At 71.5% G+C, this 17310-nt stretch carries 14 protein-coding genes; 8 read left to right on the top strand and 6 right to left on the bottom strand.

Annotated elements, in window-relative coordinates:
• Window positions 1-111 precede the first annotated feature (111 nt).
• Window positions 112-1785: a PucR family transcriptional regulator gene (locus H9Y04_RS10335; protein ID WP_187813432.1), complete on the bottom strand. Its 1674-nt coding sequence runs from the start codon at window positions 1783-1785 to the stop codon at window positions 112-114.
• Between the two features lie 291 nt (window positions 1786-2076).
• On the opposite strand from H9Y04_RS10335, the gene H9Y04_RS10330 reads away from it, so the two are divergent.
• From H9Y04_RS10330 to H9Y04_RS10300, 7 genes are all read left to right on the top strand, one after another.
• Window positions 2077-2970: an FAD binding domain-containing protein gene (locus tag H9Y04_RS10330; RefSeq protein ID WP_187813431.1), complete on the top strand. Its 894-nt coding sequence runs from the start codon at window positions 2077-2079 to the stop codon at window positions 2968-2970.
• 2 nt (window positions 2971-2972) lie between these two features.
• Window positions 2973-3566 carry a (2Fe-2S)-binding protein gene (locus H9Y04_RS10325; protein ID WP_187813430.1) on the top strand — a complete coding sequence of 198 codons (594 nt, stop codon included), beginning with the start codon at window positions 2973-2975 and terminating at the stop codon, window positions 3564-3566.
• 2 nt (window positions 3567-3568) lie between these two features.
• Window positions 3569-5950 carry a xanthine dehydrogenase family protein molybdopterin-binding subunit gene (locus H9Y04_RS10320; protein WP_187813429.1) on the top strand — a complete coding sequence of 794 codons (2382 nt, stop codon included), beginning with the start codon at window positions 3569-3571 and terminating at the stop codon, window positions 5948-5950.
• A 307-nt stretch (window positions 5951-6257) separates the two neighbouring features.
• The gene (locus H9Y04_RS10315) at window positions 6258-7703 is read left to right on the top strand and encodes an NCS2 family permease (RefSeq protein ID WP_187813428.1); all 1446 of its coding nucleotides are present in this window, start codon (window positions 6258-6260) and stop codon (window positions 7701-7703) included.
• Between the two features lie 56 nt (window positions 7704-7759).
• A complete protein-coding gene (locus tag H9Y04_RS10310) occupies window positions 7760-8911 on the top strand; it encodes an XdhC family protein (RefSeq protein WP_187813427.1) in 1152 nt (383 codons plus the stop codon).
• 162 nt (window positions 8912-9073) lie between these two features.
• Complete coding sequence (locus H9Y04_RS10305) at window positions 9074-10771, top strand: immunity 49 family protein (RefSeq protein ID WP_187813426.1); 1698 nt, start codon at window positions 9074-9076, stop codon at window positions 10769-10771.
• Window positions 10772-10848: 77 nt separating this feature from the next.
• Window positions 10849-11727 (top strand): universal stress protein, encoded by an 879-nt coding sequence (locus H9Y04_RS10300; RefSeq protein WP_187813425.1) that lies wholly within the window; start codon window positions 10849-10851, stop codon window positions 11725-11727.
• 27 nt (window positions 11728-11754) lie between these two features.
• Here the strand turns inward: H9Y04_RS10300 and ccrA are convergent, their stop codons facing one another.
• The 5 genes from ccrA to H9Y04_RS10275 all read right to left on the bottom strand — a co-directional run bounded on the left by ccrA (window position 11755) and on the right by H9Y04_RS10275 (window position 16131).
• The gene (gene ccrA, locus H9Y04_RS10295) at window positions 11755-13092 is read right to left on the bottom strand and encodes a crotonyl-CoA carboxylase/reductase (protein ID WP_187813424.1); all 1338 of its coding nucleotides are present in this window, start codon (window positions 13090-13092) and stop codon (window positions 11755-11757) included.
• Between the two features lie 3 nt (window positions 13093-13095).
• Entirely contained in the window at window positions 13096-13971 is an 876-nt protein-coding gene (locus H9Y04_RS47945) for a beta-ketoacyl-[acyl-carrier-protein] synthase family protein (RefSeq protein WP_368858428.1), read from the bottom strand.
• Window positions 13938-14468, bottom strand: a complete 531-nt coding sequence (locus H9Y04_RS10285; RefSeq protein WP_187813422.1) for a beta-ketoacyl synthase N-terminal-like domain-containing protein — start codon at window positions 14466-14468, stop codon at window positions 13938-13940. The genes H9Y04_RS47945 and H9Y04_RS10285 overlap by 34 nt, the downstream gene beginning before the upstream one ends.
• 122 nt (window positions 14469-14590) lie before the next feature.
• Window positions 14591-15817 carry a beta-ketoacyl-[acyl-carrier-protein] synthase family protein gene (locus tag H9Y04_RS10280; RefSeq protein WP_187813421.1) on the bottom strand — a complete coding sequence of 409 codons (1227 nt, stop codon included), beginning with the start codon at window positions 15815-15817 and terminating at the stop codon, window positions 14591-14593.
• Window positions 15814-16131 (bottom strand): acyl carrier protein, encoded by a 318-nt coding sequence (locus H9Y04_RS10275; protein WP_187813420.1) that lies wholly within the window; start codon window positions 16129-16131, stop codon window positions 15814-15816. Before H9Y04_RS10275 ends, H9Y04_RS10280 begins: the two co-directional genes overlap by 4 nt.
• A gap of 228 nt (window positions 16132-16359) precedes the next feature.
• Here H9Y04_RS10275 and H9Y04_RS10270 point away from each other — a divergent pair, with 228 nt between their 5' ends.
• Window positions 16360-17292: an SDR family oxidoreductase gene (locus tag H9Y04_RS10270; RefSeq protein WP_187813419.1), complete on the top strand. Its 933-nt coding sequence runs from the start codon at window positions 16360-16362 to the stop codon at window positions 17290-17292.
• Window positions 17293-17310: the final 18 nt, after the last annotated feature.

Below are 17310 nucleotides of genomic sequence, written 5' to 3'. Positions count from 1 at the left end.
GGGCTGGGTGAAAGAATTCACAATCTTGGACAAGCGACGGGCAAGCGAAGGGGCGGGTGCGCCCACCGCACCCGCCCCGTGTTACGCACGCGCCCCAGGGCGCGCGTGTCGTCAGCTCATCCGCAATGCCAGGAAGAAGTCCAACTTGTCCTCCAGGCGCGACAGGTCACGGCCCGTCAGCTGCTCGATCCGCCCGACGCGGTAGCGCAGCGTGTTGACGTGCAGGTGGAGGCGCGAGGCGCACCGGGTCCACGAGCCGTCGCAGTCGAGGAAGGCTTCCAGGGTCGGGATCAGCTCCGCGCGGTGGCGCCGGTCGTAGTCCCGCAGCGGGTCGAGCAGGCGCGCGGTGAAGGCGCGGCGGACGTCGTCCGGCACGAAGGGCAGGAGCAGTACGTGCGAGGCCAGCTCCTGGTGGCCGGCCGCGCAGACCCGCCCGGGCCGGGCAGCCGCGACACGACGCGCGTGCCGGGCCTCCTCCAGGGCGCCGCGCAGACCGTCCGCCGAGTGCACGGAGGCCGAGACGCCCAGGGTCAGCCGCCCGTCGTCCGAGAGGCCCGCGGCGAGGGGCTCGCGCACCGTGGCGAGCAGAGCGTCCGCGATCAGGCTGGGCTCGGGACCGTCCTCCGGCGTCACGGCCGGCAGCGGTACGAGGGCGATCGCCTCGTCGCCGGTGTGCGCGACCGCGATCCGGTCGGACGGCTCGGGACCGGAGGCGGTCGGGTCGACCAGGATCTCCTCCAGGAGCGACTGGGCCACGGGACCGCCCTCGATCTCGCCGCCCTCCCACTCGACGCGGGCCACGACGACCTGCCAGTGCGGAGCCGCGCCCAGACCGGGAAGCAGCACGGGCGCGGCCACGCGCAGCCGGGCCGCGATCTCGGCCGGGGCCGCGCCGGTCTGCACCAGCTCGAGGACCTCCTGGGCGAGCCGGCGCCGTACGGTGCGGGCCGCGTCGCGCCGGTCGCGCTCGACGGAGATCAGCTGGGTGACGCCCTGGAGCAGGTCGAGCCGCTCCTCGGGCCAGTCGCCCGCGTCCGCCTCGACGGCGAGCAGCCAGTCCGAGAGCACCGTCTCGCGTACGTCGCGCGAGGCGGAGGCGGCGCCGCGGCCGCTCGAATGGATCGGGAACAGCGAGTACGTGGAGCCCTGGACATTCACACGGTGCGGGCCGCGCCGGCCCGTACGGATGGCGGCCAGATGCTCGGCGGCGAGCGCGGTGCACACCTCGGTGGGCAGCGGTTCGCCGACCGAGCGCGAGCCCGCGATGGGGCGCCCGGCGGGGGAGAGGACCCACGCGCGTAGATCAAGGTCGGTGCCGAGCAGGTCGAGCACCACGTCCGGGCCGCCGCCCGCCGGGCCCGAGGTCATCAGGCGGCGGTGGCGGTCCACCACGGCCGCGAGGTCACCGGCGCGCTCGCCCGAGACCTGCCGTACGACGTACTCGGTGATCGTCGCGAAGGCCACCCGCTCGTTGACCGCGAAGAGCGGAAGGCGGTGGCGGGCGCAGGCCTGCATCAGGTCGTCGGGGATGTCGCCGAGCTCGGCCTCGCCGGCCGCGAGCGCCGCGACGCCCTTGGCGGCGAGGATCCGCACGAAGGGCTCGGAGTCCTCGGCGGACTGCCGCCACGCCAGGCCGGTGAGCACCAGCTCACCGCCCGAGAGATAGCGGCTCGGATCGCGCAGATCCGTGGTCATCACGCCACGGACCGTGCGGTCCAGCTCGTCCTCGCCGCCGAGAAGCCGCAGCCCGAGCACGTCGGTCTCCAGAAGGGCGCGCAGCCGCATGTCGTACCTCTCCGCTGTCCTGGCTTGAATCTTGTCGCTCGTCCGAGTGAAGGCGGTTCCCGAGGAAACCGATGGGGCCGGTGGGACGCGCCCTTCATACGAATCTACAAGATGAAGACGACGACCAGCGAACTCCTTCATGGTTTCGGTGACTGACCGGGACCAAGGTCCCGGCGGTGTACTTGCGCTATTCCGCGTTAACAGCACGTGAACGAGCCGGGGTAGGGACTTCGGTCCCCTGGCTCGAAAAGACCCTCACTGAACGACCCGAGACGTAGAAGAGAGCCGTACATGGACTTCCTTCGCCCCGCCAGCTGGGAGGAGGCGCTCGCCGCGAAGGCTGAGCACCCCACAGCTGTGCCGATTGCGGGTGGCACCGATGTCATGGTCGAGATCAACTTCGATCACCGTCGCCCCGAGTACCTCCTGGACCTCAACCGCATCGCGGAGCTGAGCCAGTGGGAGGTCGGCGAGGAGAAGGTCGTCCTCGGCGCCTCGGTTCCGTACACCCAGATCATCGAGAACCTGAAGACCGAGCTGCCGGGCCTGGCCCGCGCCTCGCACACGGTCGCCTCGCCCCAGATCCGCAACCGCGGCGGCGTCGGCGGCAACCTCGGCTGCGCCTCGCCGGCCGGTGACTCGCACCCGGCGCTGCTCGCCTCCGGCGCGCACGTCGAGGTCGAGTCGCAGGCGCGCGGTGTGCGCCTGATCCCGATCGACGAGTTCTACAAGGGCGTCAAGCGCAACGCGCTCGAGGCCGACGAGCTGATCCGCTCGGTGCACATCCCGAAGGCCACGGGCCCGCAGGAGTTCTCCAAGGTCGGTACGCGCAACGCGATGGTCATCGCCGTCTGCGCCTTCGGCCTGGCGCTGCACCCGGAGAAGCGCATCGTGCGCACCGGCATCGGCTCCGCCGCCCCGACCCCGGTCCGGGCCAAGGCGGCCGAGGAGTTCCTGAACGCGGCCCTCGAAGAGGGTGGCTTCTGGGAGAGCCGCAAGATCATCACCCCGTCCATCGCCAAGGAGTTCGCGACGCTCGCGTCGGGTGCGTGCAACCCGATCGACGACGTGCGCGGCACCGCCAACTACCGCCGCCACGCGGTCGGTGTGATGGCCCGCCGCAACCTGATGTGGACCTGGGAGTCGTACCGCGGCGAGGGCCGCAAGCTTGAAGGGGCGGCGTAACCATGCGCGTCAATTTCACTGTCAACGGCCGTAAGCAGGAAGCCGACGACGTCTGGGAGGGCGAGAGCCTTCTGTACGTCCTGCGCGAGCGCATGGGCCTGCCGGGTTCGAAGAACGCCTGCGAGCAGGGCGAGTGCGGCTCGTGCACCGTGCGTCTCGACGGCGTGCCGGTCTGTTCCTGTCTGGTCGCGGCCGGTCAGGCCGAGGGCCGCGAGATCGTCACCGTCGAGGGCCTGGCCGACTACGCCAAGCACCGCGACGAGGCCCACCCGGGCGGTGCGTGCGGCACCGTCTGCGGCGGCACCGACCTGCAGCAGGCCCGTCAGTGGCAGGCCAAGGGCACCGACGGCCAGACCGGTGAGGGCGGCGAGCTCTCCCCGATCCAGAAGGCGTTCATCGACGCCGGCGCCGTGCAGTGCGGTTTCTGCACCCCCGGTCTCCTGGTCGCCGCGGACGAGCTCCTGGAGCGCAACGCGTCCCCGTCGGACGCCGACATCCGCGAGGCCCTCTCCGGCAACCTCTGCCGCTGCACCGGTTACGAGAAGATCCTCGACGCGGTCCGCCTGGCGGCCGCCCGTCAGGAAGAGGCGGTCTGATCATGGCTGGCACAACCACGGGTGCGCCGACCAACGTCACCCAGAAGTACAACAAGGGCGGCATCGGCGAGTCCACGCTGCGCCCCGACGGCACCCTCAAGGTGACCGGTGAGTTCGCGTACTCCTCGGACATGTGGCACGAGGACATGCTCTGGGGCCAGACCCTGCGCTCCACCGTCGCGCACGCCGAGATCGTGTCGATCGACACCACCGAGGCGCTCAAGATGGACGGCGTCTACGCGGTCCTGACCGCCGACGACCTGCCGGCCGCGAAGAACTACGGCATGGAGTTCCAGGACACCCCGGTCCTCGCGTACGGCAAGGTCCGTCACCACGGTGAGCCGATCGCCCTCGTGGCCGCCGACCACCCGGAGACCGCGCGCCGCGCCGCCGCGAAGATCGTGGTCGAGTACCGCGAGCTGCCGCTCATCACCGATGAGGCCTCGGCGCTGGCCGAGGACGCGATCCTCGTGCACGAGAACCGCGACGACCACCACTCGCCGTTCGTGCCGCACCCGAACATCGTGCACCACCAGCCGATCGTGCGCGGCAACGTGGAAGAGGCGGCCAAGAAGGCCGACGTCATCGTCACCGGCGAGTACACCTTCGGCATGCAGGACCAGGCCTTCCTCGGCCCGGAGTCCGGCCTCGCCGTGCCCGCCGAGGACGGCGGCATCGACCTGTACGTGGCCACCCAGTGGCTGCACTCGGACCTCAAGCAGATCGCCCCCTGCCTCGGCCTGCCCGAGGAGAAGGTGCGGATGACGATGTCCGGCGTCGGCGGCGCCTTCGGCGGCCGCGAGGACATCTCGATGCAGATCCAGGCCTCGGTCCTGGCGCTGCGCACCGGCAAGCCGGTCAAGATGGTCTACAACCGCACCGAGTCCTTCTTCGGCCACGTGCACCGCCACCCTGCGAAGCTCTACTACGAGCACGGCGCCACCAAGGACGGCAAGCTCACGCACCTCAAGTGCAAGATCGTGCTCGACGGCGGCGCCTACGCCTCGTCCACGGCATCGGTCGTCGGCAACGCCTCGTCCCTCTCGGTCGGCCCGTACGTCGTCGACAACGTCGACATCCTGGCGATCGGCCTCTACACCAACAATCCGCCCTGCGGCGCCATGCGCGGCTTCGGCGCGGTCCAGGCCTGCTTCGCCTACGAGGCCCAGATGGACAAGCTGGCCGCGAAGCTGGGCATGGACCCGGTGGAGTTCCGTCAGCTGAACGCCATGTCGGAGGGCACGATCATGCCGACCGGGCAGCCGGTCGAGTCGCCCGCCCCCGTCGCCGAGCTGCTCCGCCGCGTCAAGGCGCGTCCGATGCCGCCGGAGCGCCAGTGGGAGTCCAGCGAGGGCGCGGACGTCCGCGCGCTGCCGGGGGGTCTGTCCAACACCACGCACGGCGAAGGCGTCGTCCGCGGTGTCGGCTACGCGGTCGGCATCAAGAACGTCGGCTTCTCCGAGGGCTTCGACGACTACTCGACCGCCAAGATCATCATGGAGGTCATCAACGGTGAGCCGGTAGTGACCGTGCACACCGCGATGGCCGAGGTGGGCCAGGGCGGCGTCACCATCCACGCGCAGATCGCCCGTACCGAGCTCGGTGTCCAGCAGGTCACCATCCACCCCGCGGACACGCAGGTGGGCTCGGCCGGTTCGACCTCCGCGGGCCGCCAGACCTACATGACCGGCGGCGCGATCAAGAACTCCTGCGAGCTCGTCCGCCAGCAGGTCCTCGAGATCGGCCGGCGCAAGTTCGGCTCGTACCACCCCGCGTGGGCGACCGAGGAGCTCCTCTTCGAGGGCGGCAAGGTCGTCACCAACTCGGGCGAGGTCCTCGCGTCCCTCGTGGACGTCCTCGAGGACGAGGTCGTCTCGGTCGAGGAGGAGTGGCGCCACCAGCCCACCGAGGCCTTCGACCGGGTGACAGGACAGGGCCGCGGCCACGTGCAGTACGCCTTCGCGGCGCACCGCGCGGTCGTCGAGGTGGACACCGAGCTCGGCCTGGTCAAGGTCATCGAGCTCGCCTGCGCCCAGGACGTCGGCAAGGCGCTCAACCCGCTCTCCGTGGTCGGCCAGATCCAGGGTGGCACCACCCAGGGCCTGGGCGTCGCGGTGATGGAAGAGATCATCGTCGACCCGAAGACCGCGAAGGTGCGCAACGCCTCCTTCACGGACTACCTCCTCCCGACCATCCTCGACACCCCGACCATCCCGGTCGACTACATCGAGATGGCCGACCCGAAGGCGCCGTACGGCGTCCGCGGGATCGGCGAGGCCCCGACCCTGTCCTCGACCCCGGCCGTCCTCGCGGCGATCCGGGCGGCGACGGGTCTGGAACTCACCAAGACGCCGGTGCGTCCGGAGCACATCACCGGTACGTGACGCACCCGGGACGCGGGGTCCGGCGGCTTCGGCCGCCGGCCCCGGCTCCCACCGGGACGACGGTGACTCGTACAACAGGTCGCCCGACTCCCGCCGCAGGCGGCGGAGTTGCCGAGAAGTCATAGGTCAAGTCTTCCGGCAGCAACCAGACACTCCCCGCCCGCACCACCGGCACCCGCACCGCTCGCGGACGCCGAAAGAACTCCCCCGTCCGTCTCGGGCCGTCCCCCGGGTCGTGCAGCCCAGAGCAATCCCAAATCTCGCAGACCGCATGCGGGTGCCCCTATGAACCTTGGGAGTAGGCACCATGACCCAGCAGTACACAGAGCCGAAGGTCTCCGAACCCGATGACTCGGGCCGCGGCACCACGCCACCGTCCGGTGGCTCATGGCTCGACCGGTACTTCCACATAAGCCAGCGTGGTTCCACGCTCGGCCGTGAAGTACGAGGCGGCATCACCACCTTCATGGCGATGGCGTACATCCTTCTGCTGAACCCGCTGATCCTCGGCGGTCCCGACGTGGACGGCAACAAGCTCAGCCAGCCGGCCCTGATCACCGCCACGGCCCTCGCGGCCGCGGTGACCACCTTGGCGATGGGCTTCATCGGCAAGGTCCCGCTCGCGCTCGCCGCGGGCCTGAGTGTCTCCGGTGTGATGGCCACCCAGGTCGTCCCCGACATGACCTGGCCGCAGGCCATGGGCATGTGTGTCATCTACGGCGTCGTGATCATGCTTCTCGTGGTCACCGGTGTCCGTGAAGTCATCATGAACGCGATCCCGTTGCCCCTGAAGCACGCGATCACCATGGGTATCGGTCTCTTCATCGCGATGATCGGCTTCGTCAAGGCCGGCTTCGTCGGGATCGGCAACCCCGCGGCCCCGGTCACTCTGGGCAAGGCCGGCGAACTGGCAGGAGCGCCGACGCTGCTCTTCTGCATCACGCTCGTCCTGATCTTCATGCTGCAGGCCCGCAAGGTGCCCGGTGCGATCCTGATCGGCATCGTCATCGGCACCATCGCGTCCATCGCCGCCACCTCCTTCGGCTGGATCTCCGAGAAGGCCTGGAACGGCGCCGCACCCGAACTGCACGGCTCGATCACCTCGATGCCCGACTTCACCCTCTTCGGCGATGTCGAGTTCGGCGGCTGGGCGGACCTCGGTTACGTCACCGTCGGAATGATCGTCTTCACCCTGGTCCTCGCCGGCTTCTTCGACGCGATGGCCACCATCATCGCCGTCGGCTCCGAGGCCAAGCTGGCCGACAGCAAGGGCAAGATGCCCGGTCTCAACAAGGCCCTGTTCATCGACGGTGCCGGTGGCGCCGTCGGCGGTGTCTCCGGTGCCTCCGGCCAGACCGTGTTCATCGAGTCCGCGACCGGAGTCGGCGAGGGCGCCCGTACGGGCCTCTCGGCCTCGGTCACCGGTCTGCTCTTCGCCGCCTGCCTGTTCTTCACCCCGCTCACCCAGCTGGTGCCGGGTCAGGTGGCCGCAGCGGCCCTCGTCGTGATCGGCGCGATGATGCTGCAGAACGCCCGCCACGTGGACTGGAGCGACTACTCCGTCGCCGTTCCGGTCTTCCTGACCGTGGTCCTGATGCCCTTCACCTACACCATCACCACCGGTGTCGGCGCGGGTGTCATCGCCTACGTCGCCATCAAGGCCGCGCAGGGCAAGTGGCGCGACCCCTCCCCGCTGATGTGGATCCTCTCCGCGGTCTTCATCTTCTACTTCGCCTTCGGCGGCTCGCACTAGCGACCGCCTGGGGCGTACCCCTCCCACACCCGCTCCGTCTGTCAAAGGAGACCGAAATGCTGGACATCGCCGAAGAGCTGAACCGGTGGGTCGAGCAGGGACGCGACTTCGCGATCGCCACCGTGGTGGCGGTCAGCGGCAGCGGGCCCCGGCAACCGGGTGCCGCGCTCGCCGTCGACAGCGAGGGCACGGCCATCGGTTCGGTCTCCGGCGGGTGTGTGGAGGGGGCGGTGTACGACCTGTGCCTGCAGGCGTTGGAGGACGGCGAGACCGTGCTCGAACGCTTCGGCTACAGCGACGAGGACGCCTTCGCGGTCGGTCTGACCTGCGGCGGCATCATCGACATCCTCGTCACCCCTGTTCGTGCGGACGCTCCGGGACGGGGAGTGTTCGCCGCTGCGCTGGCCGCGGCCGCCACGGGGGAGGCGGCCGCGGTGGCGCGGATCACCGACGGTCCGGCCGAGGTCATGGGCCGCGCCCTGCTCGTCCGTCCCGACGGCTCGTACGAAGGCGGCCTCGGCGGTCACCCCGAACTCGACCGCACCGCGGCGGCCTCGGCCTCGGCGATGCTCGACGGCGGAAAGACCGGGACGGTCTCCATAGGCGAGGACGGCTCCCACTGCGGACAGCCGCTCACGCTGCTCGTCGAGTCCTCGGTGCCGGCCCCGCGCATGATCGTCTTCGGTGCCATCGACTTCGCGTCCGCGCTGGTCCGGGTGGGCAAGTTCCTCGGCTACCACGTCACCGTGTGCGACGCGCGCCCCATCTTCGCGACGAGGACCCGCTTCCCCGAGGCGGACGAGATCGTCGTCGAGTGGCCGCACAAGTACCTGGAGCGCACGGAGGTCGACGGCCGCACGGTGCTCGCCGTACTGACCCACGACGCCAAGTTCGACGTGCCGCTCCTGCAGCACGCACTCAAGCTTCCCGTCGCCTACATCGGCGCCATGGGCTCCCGCCGCACCCACGAGGACCGCAACAAGCGGCTGCGCGAGGTGGGCGTCACGGAGCTCGAACTGGCCCGCCTCCGCTCGCCGATCGGCCTCGACCTCGGTGCGCGGACGCCCGAGGAGACGGCCCTGTCCATCGCCGCCGAGATCGTGGCGGCGCGGCGCGGCGGCAGCGGTGTCTCGCTGACCGGCGCCCACACCCCGATCCACCACGACGGCTCGGCGCAGCCGGCCGGCCGGATCGGCTCGGTGGCCTGAGAACCACCCTGGTGACAGGACCGTGAAGAGCCACCCCTGACCACAGCACCACGAGAGGGCCCGCCGCCCCAACGGCGGGTCCTCTCTTTCCTGTTGGGGCCGTCCGGCGTGGGTACGGACCCGGCCGGTTTCGCTTCCGCAATGCCCTTTAGGGTCGTACGGATGAACGAGGATGTGAGCCGCAGCGTGACCGACGCCGAACTGTCCATGCTCAGCCCCGCACAGGCCGCGCGCCTGCGGGAACTGGCCGCACCCCATATGCGGAACGGGAGTTACGGGCTGCGCAACCTCGCGCAGAGATGCCGGGACACGGCCGAGGACCAGTGGCCGGCCCTGGTCGAGCAGCACTTCGCGCAGCTGAGGTCGGCGGGCACGGGTGGTGAGAGCCGCGAGGAGATCCTGCGCGCCGTGCACGGCAGACTCCTCGCGCAGGACTCGTTCACCGCCGAGACGCTGCAGGCGATGCGGTACACCCGCCGGATCGCCGAAGGGCTCGTCTTCGCGTATGCCCTCGACCAGCCCACCACCGTACGGATCCTCACCGACCGTGATGTGGAACGCGTCGCGGACGAGGACGCGTTGTGGGACGCCGGCTACGACAACCTTCTGCAAGTACCCTTCCGGTACGAGGAGATCGCGCTCGAAGGCCGGGCGGTGCTCCATTCCGTCTACGGGGACTCGCCGTTCGTGGCGAGCCGCGCCCTCTATCTGGACCAGCTGCACTACGAGGCGACCAGCACCGCCCTGCCGAAGGCGGGCGCCCTCTTCGTCGTGCCGACCCGCCATCTGATCGCGTACCACCCGCTCGCCGACGGCTCGGTGGCCGAGGCCATCAACGACCTGGCGAAGTACGGACTTGGCGCGTACGAGGACGGCCCCGGCTCGCTGTCGCCGCGGCTGTACTGGTGGCACAAGGGGCGGATCACCTGCCTCACGCACATCGACGAGGAGACGAAGACCTTCTCGATCCAGCCGCCGGCGGAGCTGCTCACCCGCCTGCGGACACTGGTGCACCTCGACGACGCGGGACGCCTGCGCAGCCCCGCGGCGGACCGGGCGGCGCACGACATCGCCGAACTGACGCGTACCGCCGCCGAGTCGATCGCCGGCCTGTCCCGGAATCCCGGTGGGCTCGACGCGGCCTTCCGGCAGCTCGTCGATCTCGCGCTCGCGCACTGCGCGGACGACCCCGACGCCGCACTCGCGGACACCTGGGACGCCTGGGCCACCGCGCTGCAGCTCGGCTCCGCGCTGTTCACCGGTGCCGAGGCGCAGACCTGCGCCCTGGGCGACGATCTCGAACGCCCGCTGCCCGCCTTCCCGGCGAACCCGCCGGCGGACGCCCGTGCCTGGCTCGACGCGTTCTATCTCGCCGTGATCTGCCGCGACCGGGGCCGCATCCAGCGCCTCGGCCAGGTGCCCCTCGACGTCCTGCGTCAGGACGCGACCGCCGACACGTATCTGCTGCACTGGATCGGCACCCTGCAGGCGTACTTCACCCCCGAGTGCCCGATCGACGACGTGGCCGAGAAGCTGGGCGAGGCCATCTCCGCGTCGTACGGGGACGAGGTGAGCCGTGCGCCCTTGGAGTTCGTCGATGCCGTCGAGTACCAGCCGGTGAGCCTCTTCCACCGTTTCCTCGCCCGTGATCACGAGAAGTTCGCGCGGACGCTGGCCGACGCGCTCAAGGAGCACGTGCGCTACTGGGGCGACTCCCCGGCCCCGCGCGCCCAGGCGGCGCTCGGTCCGCTCGCGCTGGCGAGTCTGGCGCACGGGCAGGAGTTCCCCGTCGACACGGGGCTGCCGCAGCTGCCGATGTACCTCGCGGACGGCAGGCGGATCGAGGTCATTCCGGGCTGAGAGCCCGTTCCGGAACCCGGCGCGGCAGAGGACTTTCGTCCCTGCCGCGCCGGTCTCGTACGCAGGACGCTTGAGACATGAGCACGCACGCGCCAGTGATCGCAGCAGTCGACGGTTCGGAGCACAGCCTCACCGCCCTCGCGTGGGCGATGGAGGCCGCGCGGGTCAGGGACATGGAGGTGCTCGCGGTGCATGTACGCGGCGAGTCCGCGGTGCAGCCGTCGCCGGAGTACGTCCCGCTGCCCCCGCAGATCGTCGAGGAGCTCGACGATGCCGTACGGGAACGGGTGCTGGCCCGCGCCGAGGGCGCGGCCGTCCCGGTGACGTACTCGACGGTGGACGGCGTGCCGTCCCGCGCGCTCGCCGAAGCCGCCGCCAAGGCGCAGCTCCTCGTCGTGGGCTCCCGCGGGCTCGGCGGGTTCGCCGCCCTGTTGCTCGGCTCGACCGGCCGCAAACTGGCGGCGCAGGCGCCGTGCCCGGTGGTGATCGTGCCGCACGCCGAGCGCACGGCGGACCGTACGGACGCGGCGGACCGGGTCGTCCTCGGCCTGGCTCCGGACGAGACCGCCGACGCGGTGATCGACTTCGCGTTCACGGAGGCCGGGCGGCGCGGGGCCGAACTCCAGGTCGTCTCCACGTACTTGGTGCCGCTGACCTCGCTGCTCGTCGTAGGGGAAATGGCGGACAGCTCCACGGGGGCGGGCGACAGCTTGGCGGCGGCGCAGTCGGCCCGCCTCGCCCCGTTCACCGCCCGCCACCCGTCGGTGCGGGTCGCACAGGTCGCGACGGCGGGCGACCCGGCCGGCCGGCTGGTCACGGCCTCGCGCTCGGCCGCGCTCACGGTGGTCGGCCGCCACCGCCGCCGGCTGCGTCCCGAGGCCTTGATGATGGGGTCGGTGACGAACGCGGTGCTGCACCACGCGCACGGTCCGGTGGTGGTGGTCCCGGGGGAGTGAGGGCCGGCCGTACGGCGGGACCCGAGGCTATGAGGTCCGGAACCGGTTGATCGCCGGCAGATGCCGTATGCGCAGTTCCTGGTCGGTGACGCCGAGACCCGCGGACGGCGCCAGGCAGAGCACGCCCGCCTTGCCCGGCCGCAGTCCGTCGCGCACCGCCCGTACCGCCTCCGCGGTCTCCTGGAGCGGATAGAGAGCCGAAAGAGTGGGATGGATACGGCCCTTGGCGATCAGCCGGTTCGCCTCCCACGCCTCGCGGTGGTGCGCGAAATGCGTGCCGACGATCCGGACGAGGCGGGTCCACAGGTAGCGGTTGTCGTAGAGGTGCTGCGCTCCGGTGATGGAGGCGCAGGTGGCGACGGCGCCGCCCTTGCGCACCGTGTACACCGAGGCGCCGAAGGTGTCGCGGCCCGGATGCTCGAAGACGATGTCCGGCTCCTCGCCGCCGGTGAGCTCCCGCACGCGGCGCGCGAAGCGCCGCCACTCCCGCGGGTCCGGCGTCGCGTCGTCCGTCCAGAAGCGGAAACCCTCCGCCTCCCGGTCGATCACATGGGCCGCACCCATCGCACGGCACAGCCGGGCCCGCGCCGGCGAGGACACCACACAGACCGGGAAACCCCCTCCGGCCAGGACGTACTGCGTCGCGTACGACCCGAGGCCGCCCGCCGCACCCCAGATCAGCACGGTGTCGCCCTGCTTCATCCGGGCCCCGTTCGCCGAGACGAGCTGCCGGTACGCGGTGGAGTTGACCAGCCCGGAGACCGCAGCTTCCTCCCAGGTCAAGTGGGCTGGTTTCGGCAGGAGTTGACCGGACTTGACGAGAGCGAGGTCGGCGAGACCGCCGAAGTTCGTCTCGTATCCCCAGATGCGCGCCTCGGGGTCGAGCAGCGGATCACCGTGTCCGTCGGGATGGTCGAGCTCGGTGACCAGGCAGTGCCCGACGACGCTGTCCCCGGGCCGCCAGCGCGTCACGCCGGGGCCCGTGCGCAGCACGATGCCCGCGAGATCGGAGCCGAGCACGTGGTACGGCAGGTCGTGGCGGCGGCCCTCCGGGCGGCGCCGCGCGTACTCCTGGAGGAAGCGGAACGTCGGCTGGGGCTCGAAGAGCGCGGACCAGACGGTGTTGTAGTTCACGGACGAGGCCATCACCGCCACCAGCGCCTCGCCGGGCCCGACTTCGGGCACGGGCACCTGGTCCAGGTGCAGCGAAAGACTCGGATCCCGTTCACGTGACGGGATGCCGGCGAAGATCCCGGCTTCCGCGCGGTGCACGGTGATGGCCCGGTACGTGTCCGGGAGCGGGAAGCGGGCGAAGTCCTCGGGGCCCGCGCTGGGATCGAGCAGGAACTCGGCCAGTCGATGCACTGCTCACTCCGTGGTGCTCGGTGTGACGACCGGGCAGGCGTTGTGCCCGCCGAAGCCGAAGGAGGTGGAGACGACGGGCAGACGTCCGAGCGGGCGCGGCGCTCCCGCCACCACGTCGAGCGGGCCGTCGGGTGCCGTCCGGTCGCGATTGGCCACCGGCGGCACGAGGCCGTGGTGCGCGGCGAGCACCGCGACCACCGCCTCCGCGGCCTCCGCCGCGCCGAGCAGATGGCCGAGCACGCTCTTGGGCGCGGTGACCGGCGGCGGGCGGCCGTCGAAGACGGCGCGCAGGGCGCGTGCCTCCATCGGATCGTTCAACTCGGTTGCCGTGCAATGGCAGTTGACATGGCCGATCTCGTGCGGGGCGTGCCCGCTGTCGGCGAGCGCGCGCCGGATGCAGTCGGCGGCGACCGAGCCGTCCGGGCGCGGGGCCGTGATGTGGTGGGCGTCGCAGGTCTGCGCATACCCCGAGATCTCGGCGAGCACGGGCGCCCCGCGGGCCGCCGCGAGATCCCAGCGCTCCAGATGCAGGAACGCGGCGCCCTCGCCGATGACATAGCCGTCCCGGTCCGCGTCGAAGGGCCGCGAGGCCAGCGCGGGAGCTTCGTTACGGGTGGACAGGGAGCCCATCCGCGAGAACCCGGCCAGGGACAGCGCGGTCACCGGGGCCTCGGCCGCCCCGGCGAGCACGGTGTCGCAGATGCCCTCGCGGATCAGCCGCGCGCCCTCGCCGATCGCGGTCGTCCGCGAGGCGCAGGCCGTGGACACCGTCAGACAGGGGCCCTGCCGTCCGGTGAGCCGGGCGATCAGTGCGGCGGCCGCGTACGGGAGTGCCTTGGGCCAGGTCATCCGGTCCACGGCGGCCCGTCTGCGGAGCACCGCGGCCTGCTCCTCCCAGATCTCCGCGCCCCCGCCGCCCGTACCGCAGACCACGGCCCGGGCGCCCGGGGCCCTGCCGCCTGGGCGAGAGCGTCGAGAGCGGCCACGGCGGCGTACTGCGTGAACAGGGCGCTGCGCCGCAGGGTCTTCGGGGCGAGATACCGGCCCGGGTCGAAGCCGGGCGGCAGCTGGCAGGCGAAACGGGTGGGCAGGCCGCGGGTGTCGGACCGTTCCACGGGCGTCGCGGTGCCGCGCCCGGCCAGCAACGTCCGCCAGAACACGGGGAGTTCCCATCCGGCGGGGGTGACCACGCCGATTCCCGTGACGGCCACACGGGGACGGTCGCGGTGGTCGAGGGGGCCGGTGCGAGGGAGGGGATCGGGCCGGTCGACCGGTACGGCGGACCGGTCGAAGGGGACGGGCACGGCGCAGGCCACGGACGGGCTGATGAACCCGGAACGCACCAGCGCCTCGCCCACCTCACGCCAGCCACTCATGGCAGCGCTCCTCGCGTCGGGCGATGCGCTCGCGGCCGGGTTTCTCGCATTCCGCGATGCGCTCGCGGCCCTCGCTTCAGGCGATGCGCTCACGGCCCCACCTCTCCCGTCCCGCCACTCGCTCACGGCCGCACCCCTCGCAGCACCAGCGAGGCGTTGTGGCCGCCGAAGCCGAAGGAGTTGCTCAGCACCGCGCCGCCCGGCGGGAGTTCCCGCGGCTTGCCGGTGACCACGTCCACCGGGCACAGCGGATCCCTGCGCCGCAGGTTCGCCGTCGGATGGGCCAGCGAGTGGTGCACGGACAGCGCGGACACCACCGCCTCCACCGCTCCCGAGGCCCCGATCGTGTGCCCGGTCACGGACTTGGTCGCGGTCACCGGCACACCGAACTCGCCGAACACCTCCGCGATCGCCCGCGACTCCGCCACATCACCGGCCGGCGTCGACGTGGCGTGCGCGTTGACGTGCACCACCTCGCCGGATGCGACCTCCGCATCGGCCAGGGCCGCGCGCATACAGGCCGCGGCTCCCGCGCCGTCCGGGGGCGGCGCGGTCAGATGGTGGGCGTCCGAGGTGCGCCCGTACCCGGCGAGTTCGGCGTACATCCGTGCGCCCCGGGCCCGCGCCGCCTCGTACTCCTCGAGGACCAGGAACGCCGCGCCCTCCGCGAGGACGAAGCCGCGCCGGTCCACGTCGAAGGGGCGTGACGTTTCCGCGGCCCGGTCGAGGCCCGGCGCGAGCGAGCCCGCCTTGGCGAACGCGAGCAGGATCGTCGGCGTCACACACGCCTCGTGACCGCCCGCGAGCACCACGTCCGCGGCCCCGTACCGGATCAACTGCGCGCCCTCGCCCACCGCATGGCCGCCCGACGTGCAGGCCGTCGAGACGCACAGGCTCGGCCCGGTGATGTCCAGGCACATCGAGATCAGCGCGGCTCCCGCGTTCGGCATGTACGCCGGTACGTAGCCGGGGGACGGGCCGCCGTCGAGAAGTCCGTGCTCGCGGGTGAGGGCACCGCCGTTCGCCGTGCCCGTCACCACACCACGCCGCTCCGGCGCGGCGTGCAGCCCGCCCGCGTCCGCGACGGCCTGCGCGGCGGCCGCCACGGCGAGCAGCGAGGCCCGGTCGGCGCGCGCGGCCTGCTTGGCCGCGAGGCACGCCGGCTTCTCGAAGTCGCCCACCTCGCAGGCGACCCGGGCCGGCAGCCGCCGCGCGTCGAACGCGGCGATCGGGGCGGCGGCCGGCCGCCCCGCCAGCAGGTCACGCCACAGCGCCGGCGTCGAAGGACCGGACGCGGTGTGCGCGCCGACCCCGGTGACCACCACACGGCGTGGCCGGCCGCCGCTCACGTGCCGGCGCTTGCGTCGCGCTGTGCGGGGATATCGGGGAGCTGCGGAGCACCCCGGACGAGCTCCACCACATCGCCCACGGTCTCTGCGGCCCGCAAGGTGTCCTCGATGCCGGCGATCCCGTACTGCGTGGCGAGCCGGTCCGCGAGTTCCGCGAAGTCCAGGCTGTCGGCCTCCAGATCGCCGATCAGGCGGGTGCCGGGGGTGATCCGCTCGACGTCGACGGTCAGTACCTCTGCACACAAGGCGCGAATCTGTTCGGTCAGAAAGTCGTGCGAAGTCGTACCGGAGGACTCGTGGATCTGCTCGGTCATGACGCTCCTTGCGTACGGCACCTGCGCTGATCGCTTCGGCGCTCGGCGTTAGGCCCATGAAGAGGCACGGCCGTACGACACTCCAAGACCTGCTCGGAACATCCATGCCTTTGCATGAATAAGGCAAGGAACCGGAATAACTCCCGCCGAACAGGAGCAGATTGCCGGGTGGACCTCAGGCACGGGACCTGATGGACCTCAGGCGTGGAACGGGGAGGGCCAAGCCGCGTGACCATCCTGCTCACCGGGGCGACCGGAGTGATCGGCTCGGTCCTTCTCCCCTTGCTCGCCCGCAGCCACGACGTCACCGTGCTCGCGCGCAACCCCCTTCTGCCGAACGCCCTTTGCGGAGATGTGACCGTCCCCGGCCTCGGTCTGTGCGCCTACGAACACACCCGCCTCACCGACCGGCTGCGCCTCGTGGTGCACGCGGCCGCACTCACCGACTTCCGGCGCGCGCCCGAGGAGTACCACCGCGTCAACACCCTCGGCACGCGTCATGTCACCGAGCTCGCCGAACACGCGGGCGCCGCGCTGATCCATCTCTCGACAGCCGCGCTCGACGCTCCCGTACGGGGAACGGGCACCGGCGACCGGATGCTGCTCGCGTACGCGGCCTCGAAGCGGCGCGCCGAGTCGGTGGTACGGGAGGCGGGCTGCCCGGCCGTCAACGTCCGCGTCGGCGGGGTGCTCGGGGACTCCGTCACCGGCCGCATCGCCCGTCCGCAGGCCGTGCACCGGCTGCTCCGTGGCCTGGCCGCAGGACGCTCCCCGGCGCTCGGGATCCCGGACGACCACTGGATCGACCTGCTGCCGCAGGACGTGCTCGCGCGCTATCTGGCCGACCTCGCCGAACAGGCCCTGCTCGGCCGCGAGTTCCTCGCCGAGCCGCTGTGGGCGACGGCGGGCCCGGCGCGGCTGACGCTGGGCGAGCTGAAGTCGTTGTGCGGGTGGGATGCGCAGGGGGTTGGGCAGGTGTCCGGATCGCGGGAGGGCGCCGAGCGTCCGCCGACCGCGCTCGCGCAGATCCTGACCAGCGTCTTCCTGCCGCCCTCGCATCCCCAACTACCCACTTCACTGGGCACGTTGGTGCCCTCGGGAGAGGAGATGCGGGCGGCCGTCCGGGCGAACATCCGCAGGGTGGGGGCGCTCCGGGGCTGACTGCTGACGGCTGCCGGG

Origin of the sequence: Streptomyces polyasparticus (assembly GCF_014493765.1) — a bacterium.
Taxonomy (GTDB): Bacteria; Actinomycetota; Actinomycetes; order Streptomycetales; family Streptomycetaceae; genus Streptomyces; species Streptomyces polyasparticus.
The sequence above is the reverse complement of the archived record's forward strand: the minus strand, read 5'-3'. Positions and strand labels throughout refer to the sequence as shown.

What these genes read in the sequence shown, in the direction of transcription:
- H9Y04_RS10335 (WP_187813432.1), bottom strand. Translation starts at nt 1,785, where the DNA reads ATGCGGCTGCGCGCCCTTCTGGAGACCGACGTGCTCGGGCTGCGGCTT.
- H9Y04_RS10330 (WP_187813431.1), top strand. Translation starts at nt 2,077, where the DNA reads ATGGACTTCCTTCGCCCCGCCAGCTGGGAGGAGGCGCTCGCCGCGAAG.
- H9Y04_RS10325 (WP_187813430.1), top strand. Translation starts at nt 2,973, where the DNA reads ATGCGCGTCAATTTCACTGTCAACGGCCGTAAGCAGGAAGCCGACGAC.
- H9Y04_RS10320 (WP_187813429.1), top strand. Translation starts at nt 3,569, where the DNA reads ATGGCTGGCACAACCACGGGTGCGCCGACCAACGTCACCCAGAAGTAC.
- H9Y04_RS10315 (WP_187813428.1), top strand. Translation starts at nt 6,258, where the DNA reads ATGACCCAGCAGTACACAGAGCCGAAGGTCTCCGAACCCGATGACTCG.
- H9Y04_RS10310 (WP_187813427.1), top strand. Translation starts at nt 7,760, where the DNA reads ATGCTGGACATCGCCGAAGAGCTGAACCGGTGGGTCGAGCAGGGACGC.
- H9Y04_RS10305 (WP_187813426.1), top strand. Translation starts at nt 9,074, where the DNA reads ATGAACGAGGATGTGAGCCGCAGCGTGACCGACGCCGAACTGTCCATG.
- H9Y04_RS10300 (WP_187813425.1), top strand. Translation starts at nt 10,849, where the DNA reads ATGAGCACGCACGCGCCAGTGATCGCAGCAGTCGACGGTTCGGAGCAC.
- H9Y04_RS10285 (WP_187813422.1), bottom strand. Translation starts at nt 14,468, where the DNA reads ATGAGTGGCTGGCGTGAGGTGGGCGAGGCGCTGGTGCGTTCCGGGTTC.
- H9Y04_RS10275 (WP_187813420.1), bottom strand. Translation starts at nt 16,131, where the DNA reads ATGACCGAGCAGATCCACGAGTCCTCCGGTACGACTTCGCACGACTTT.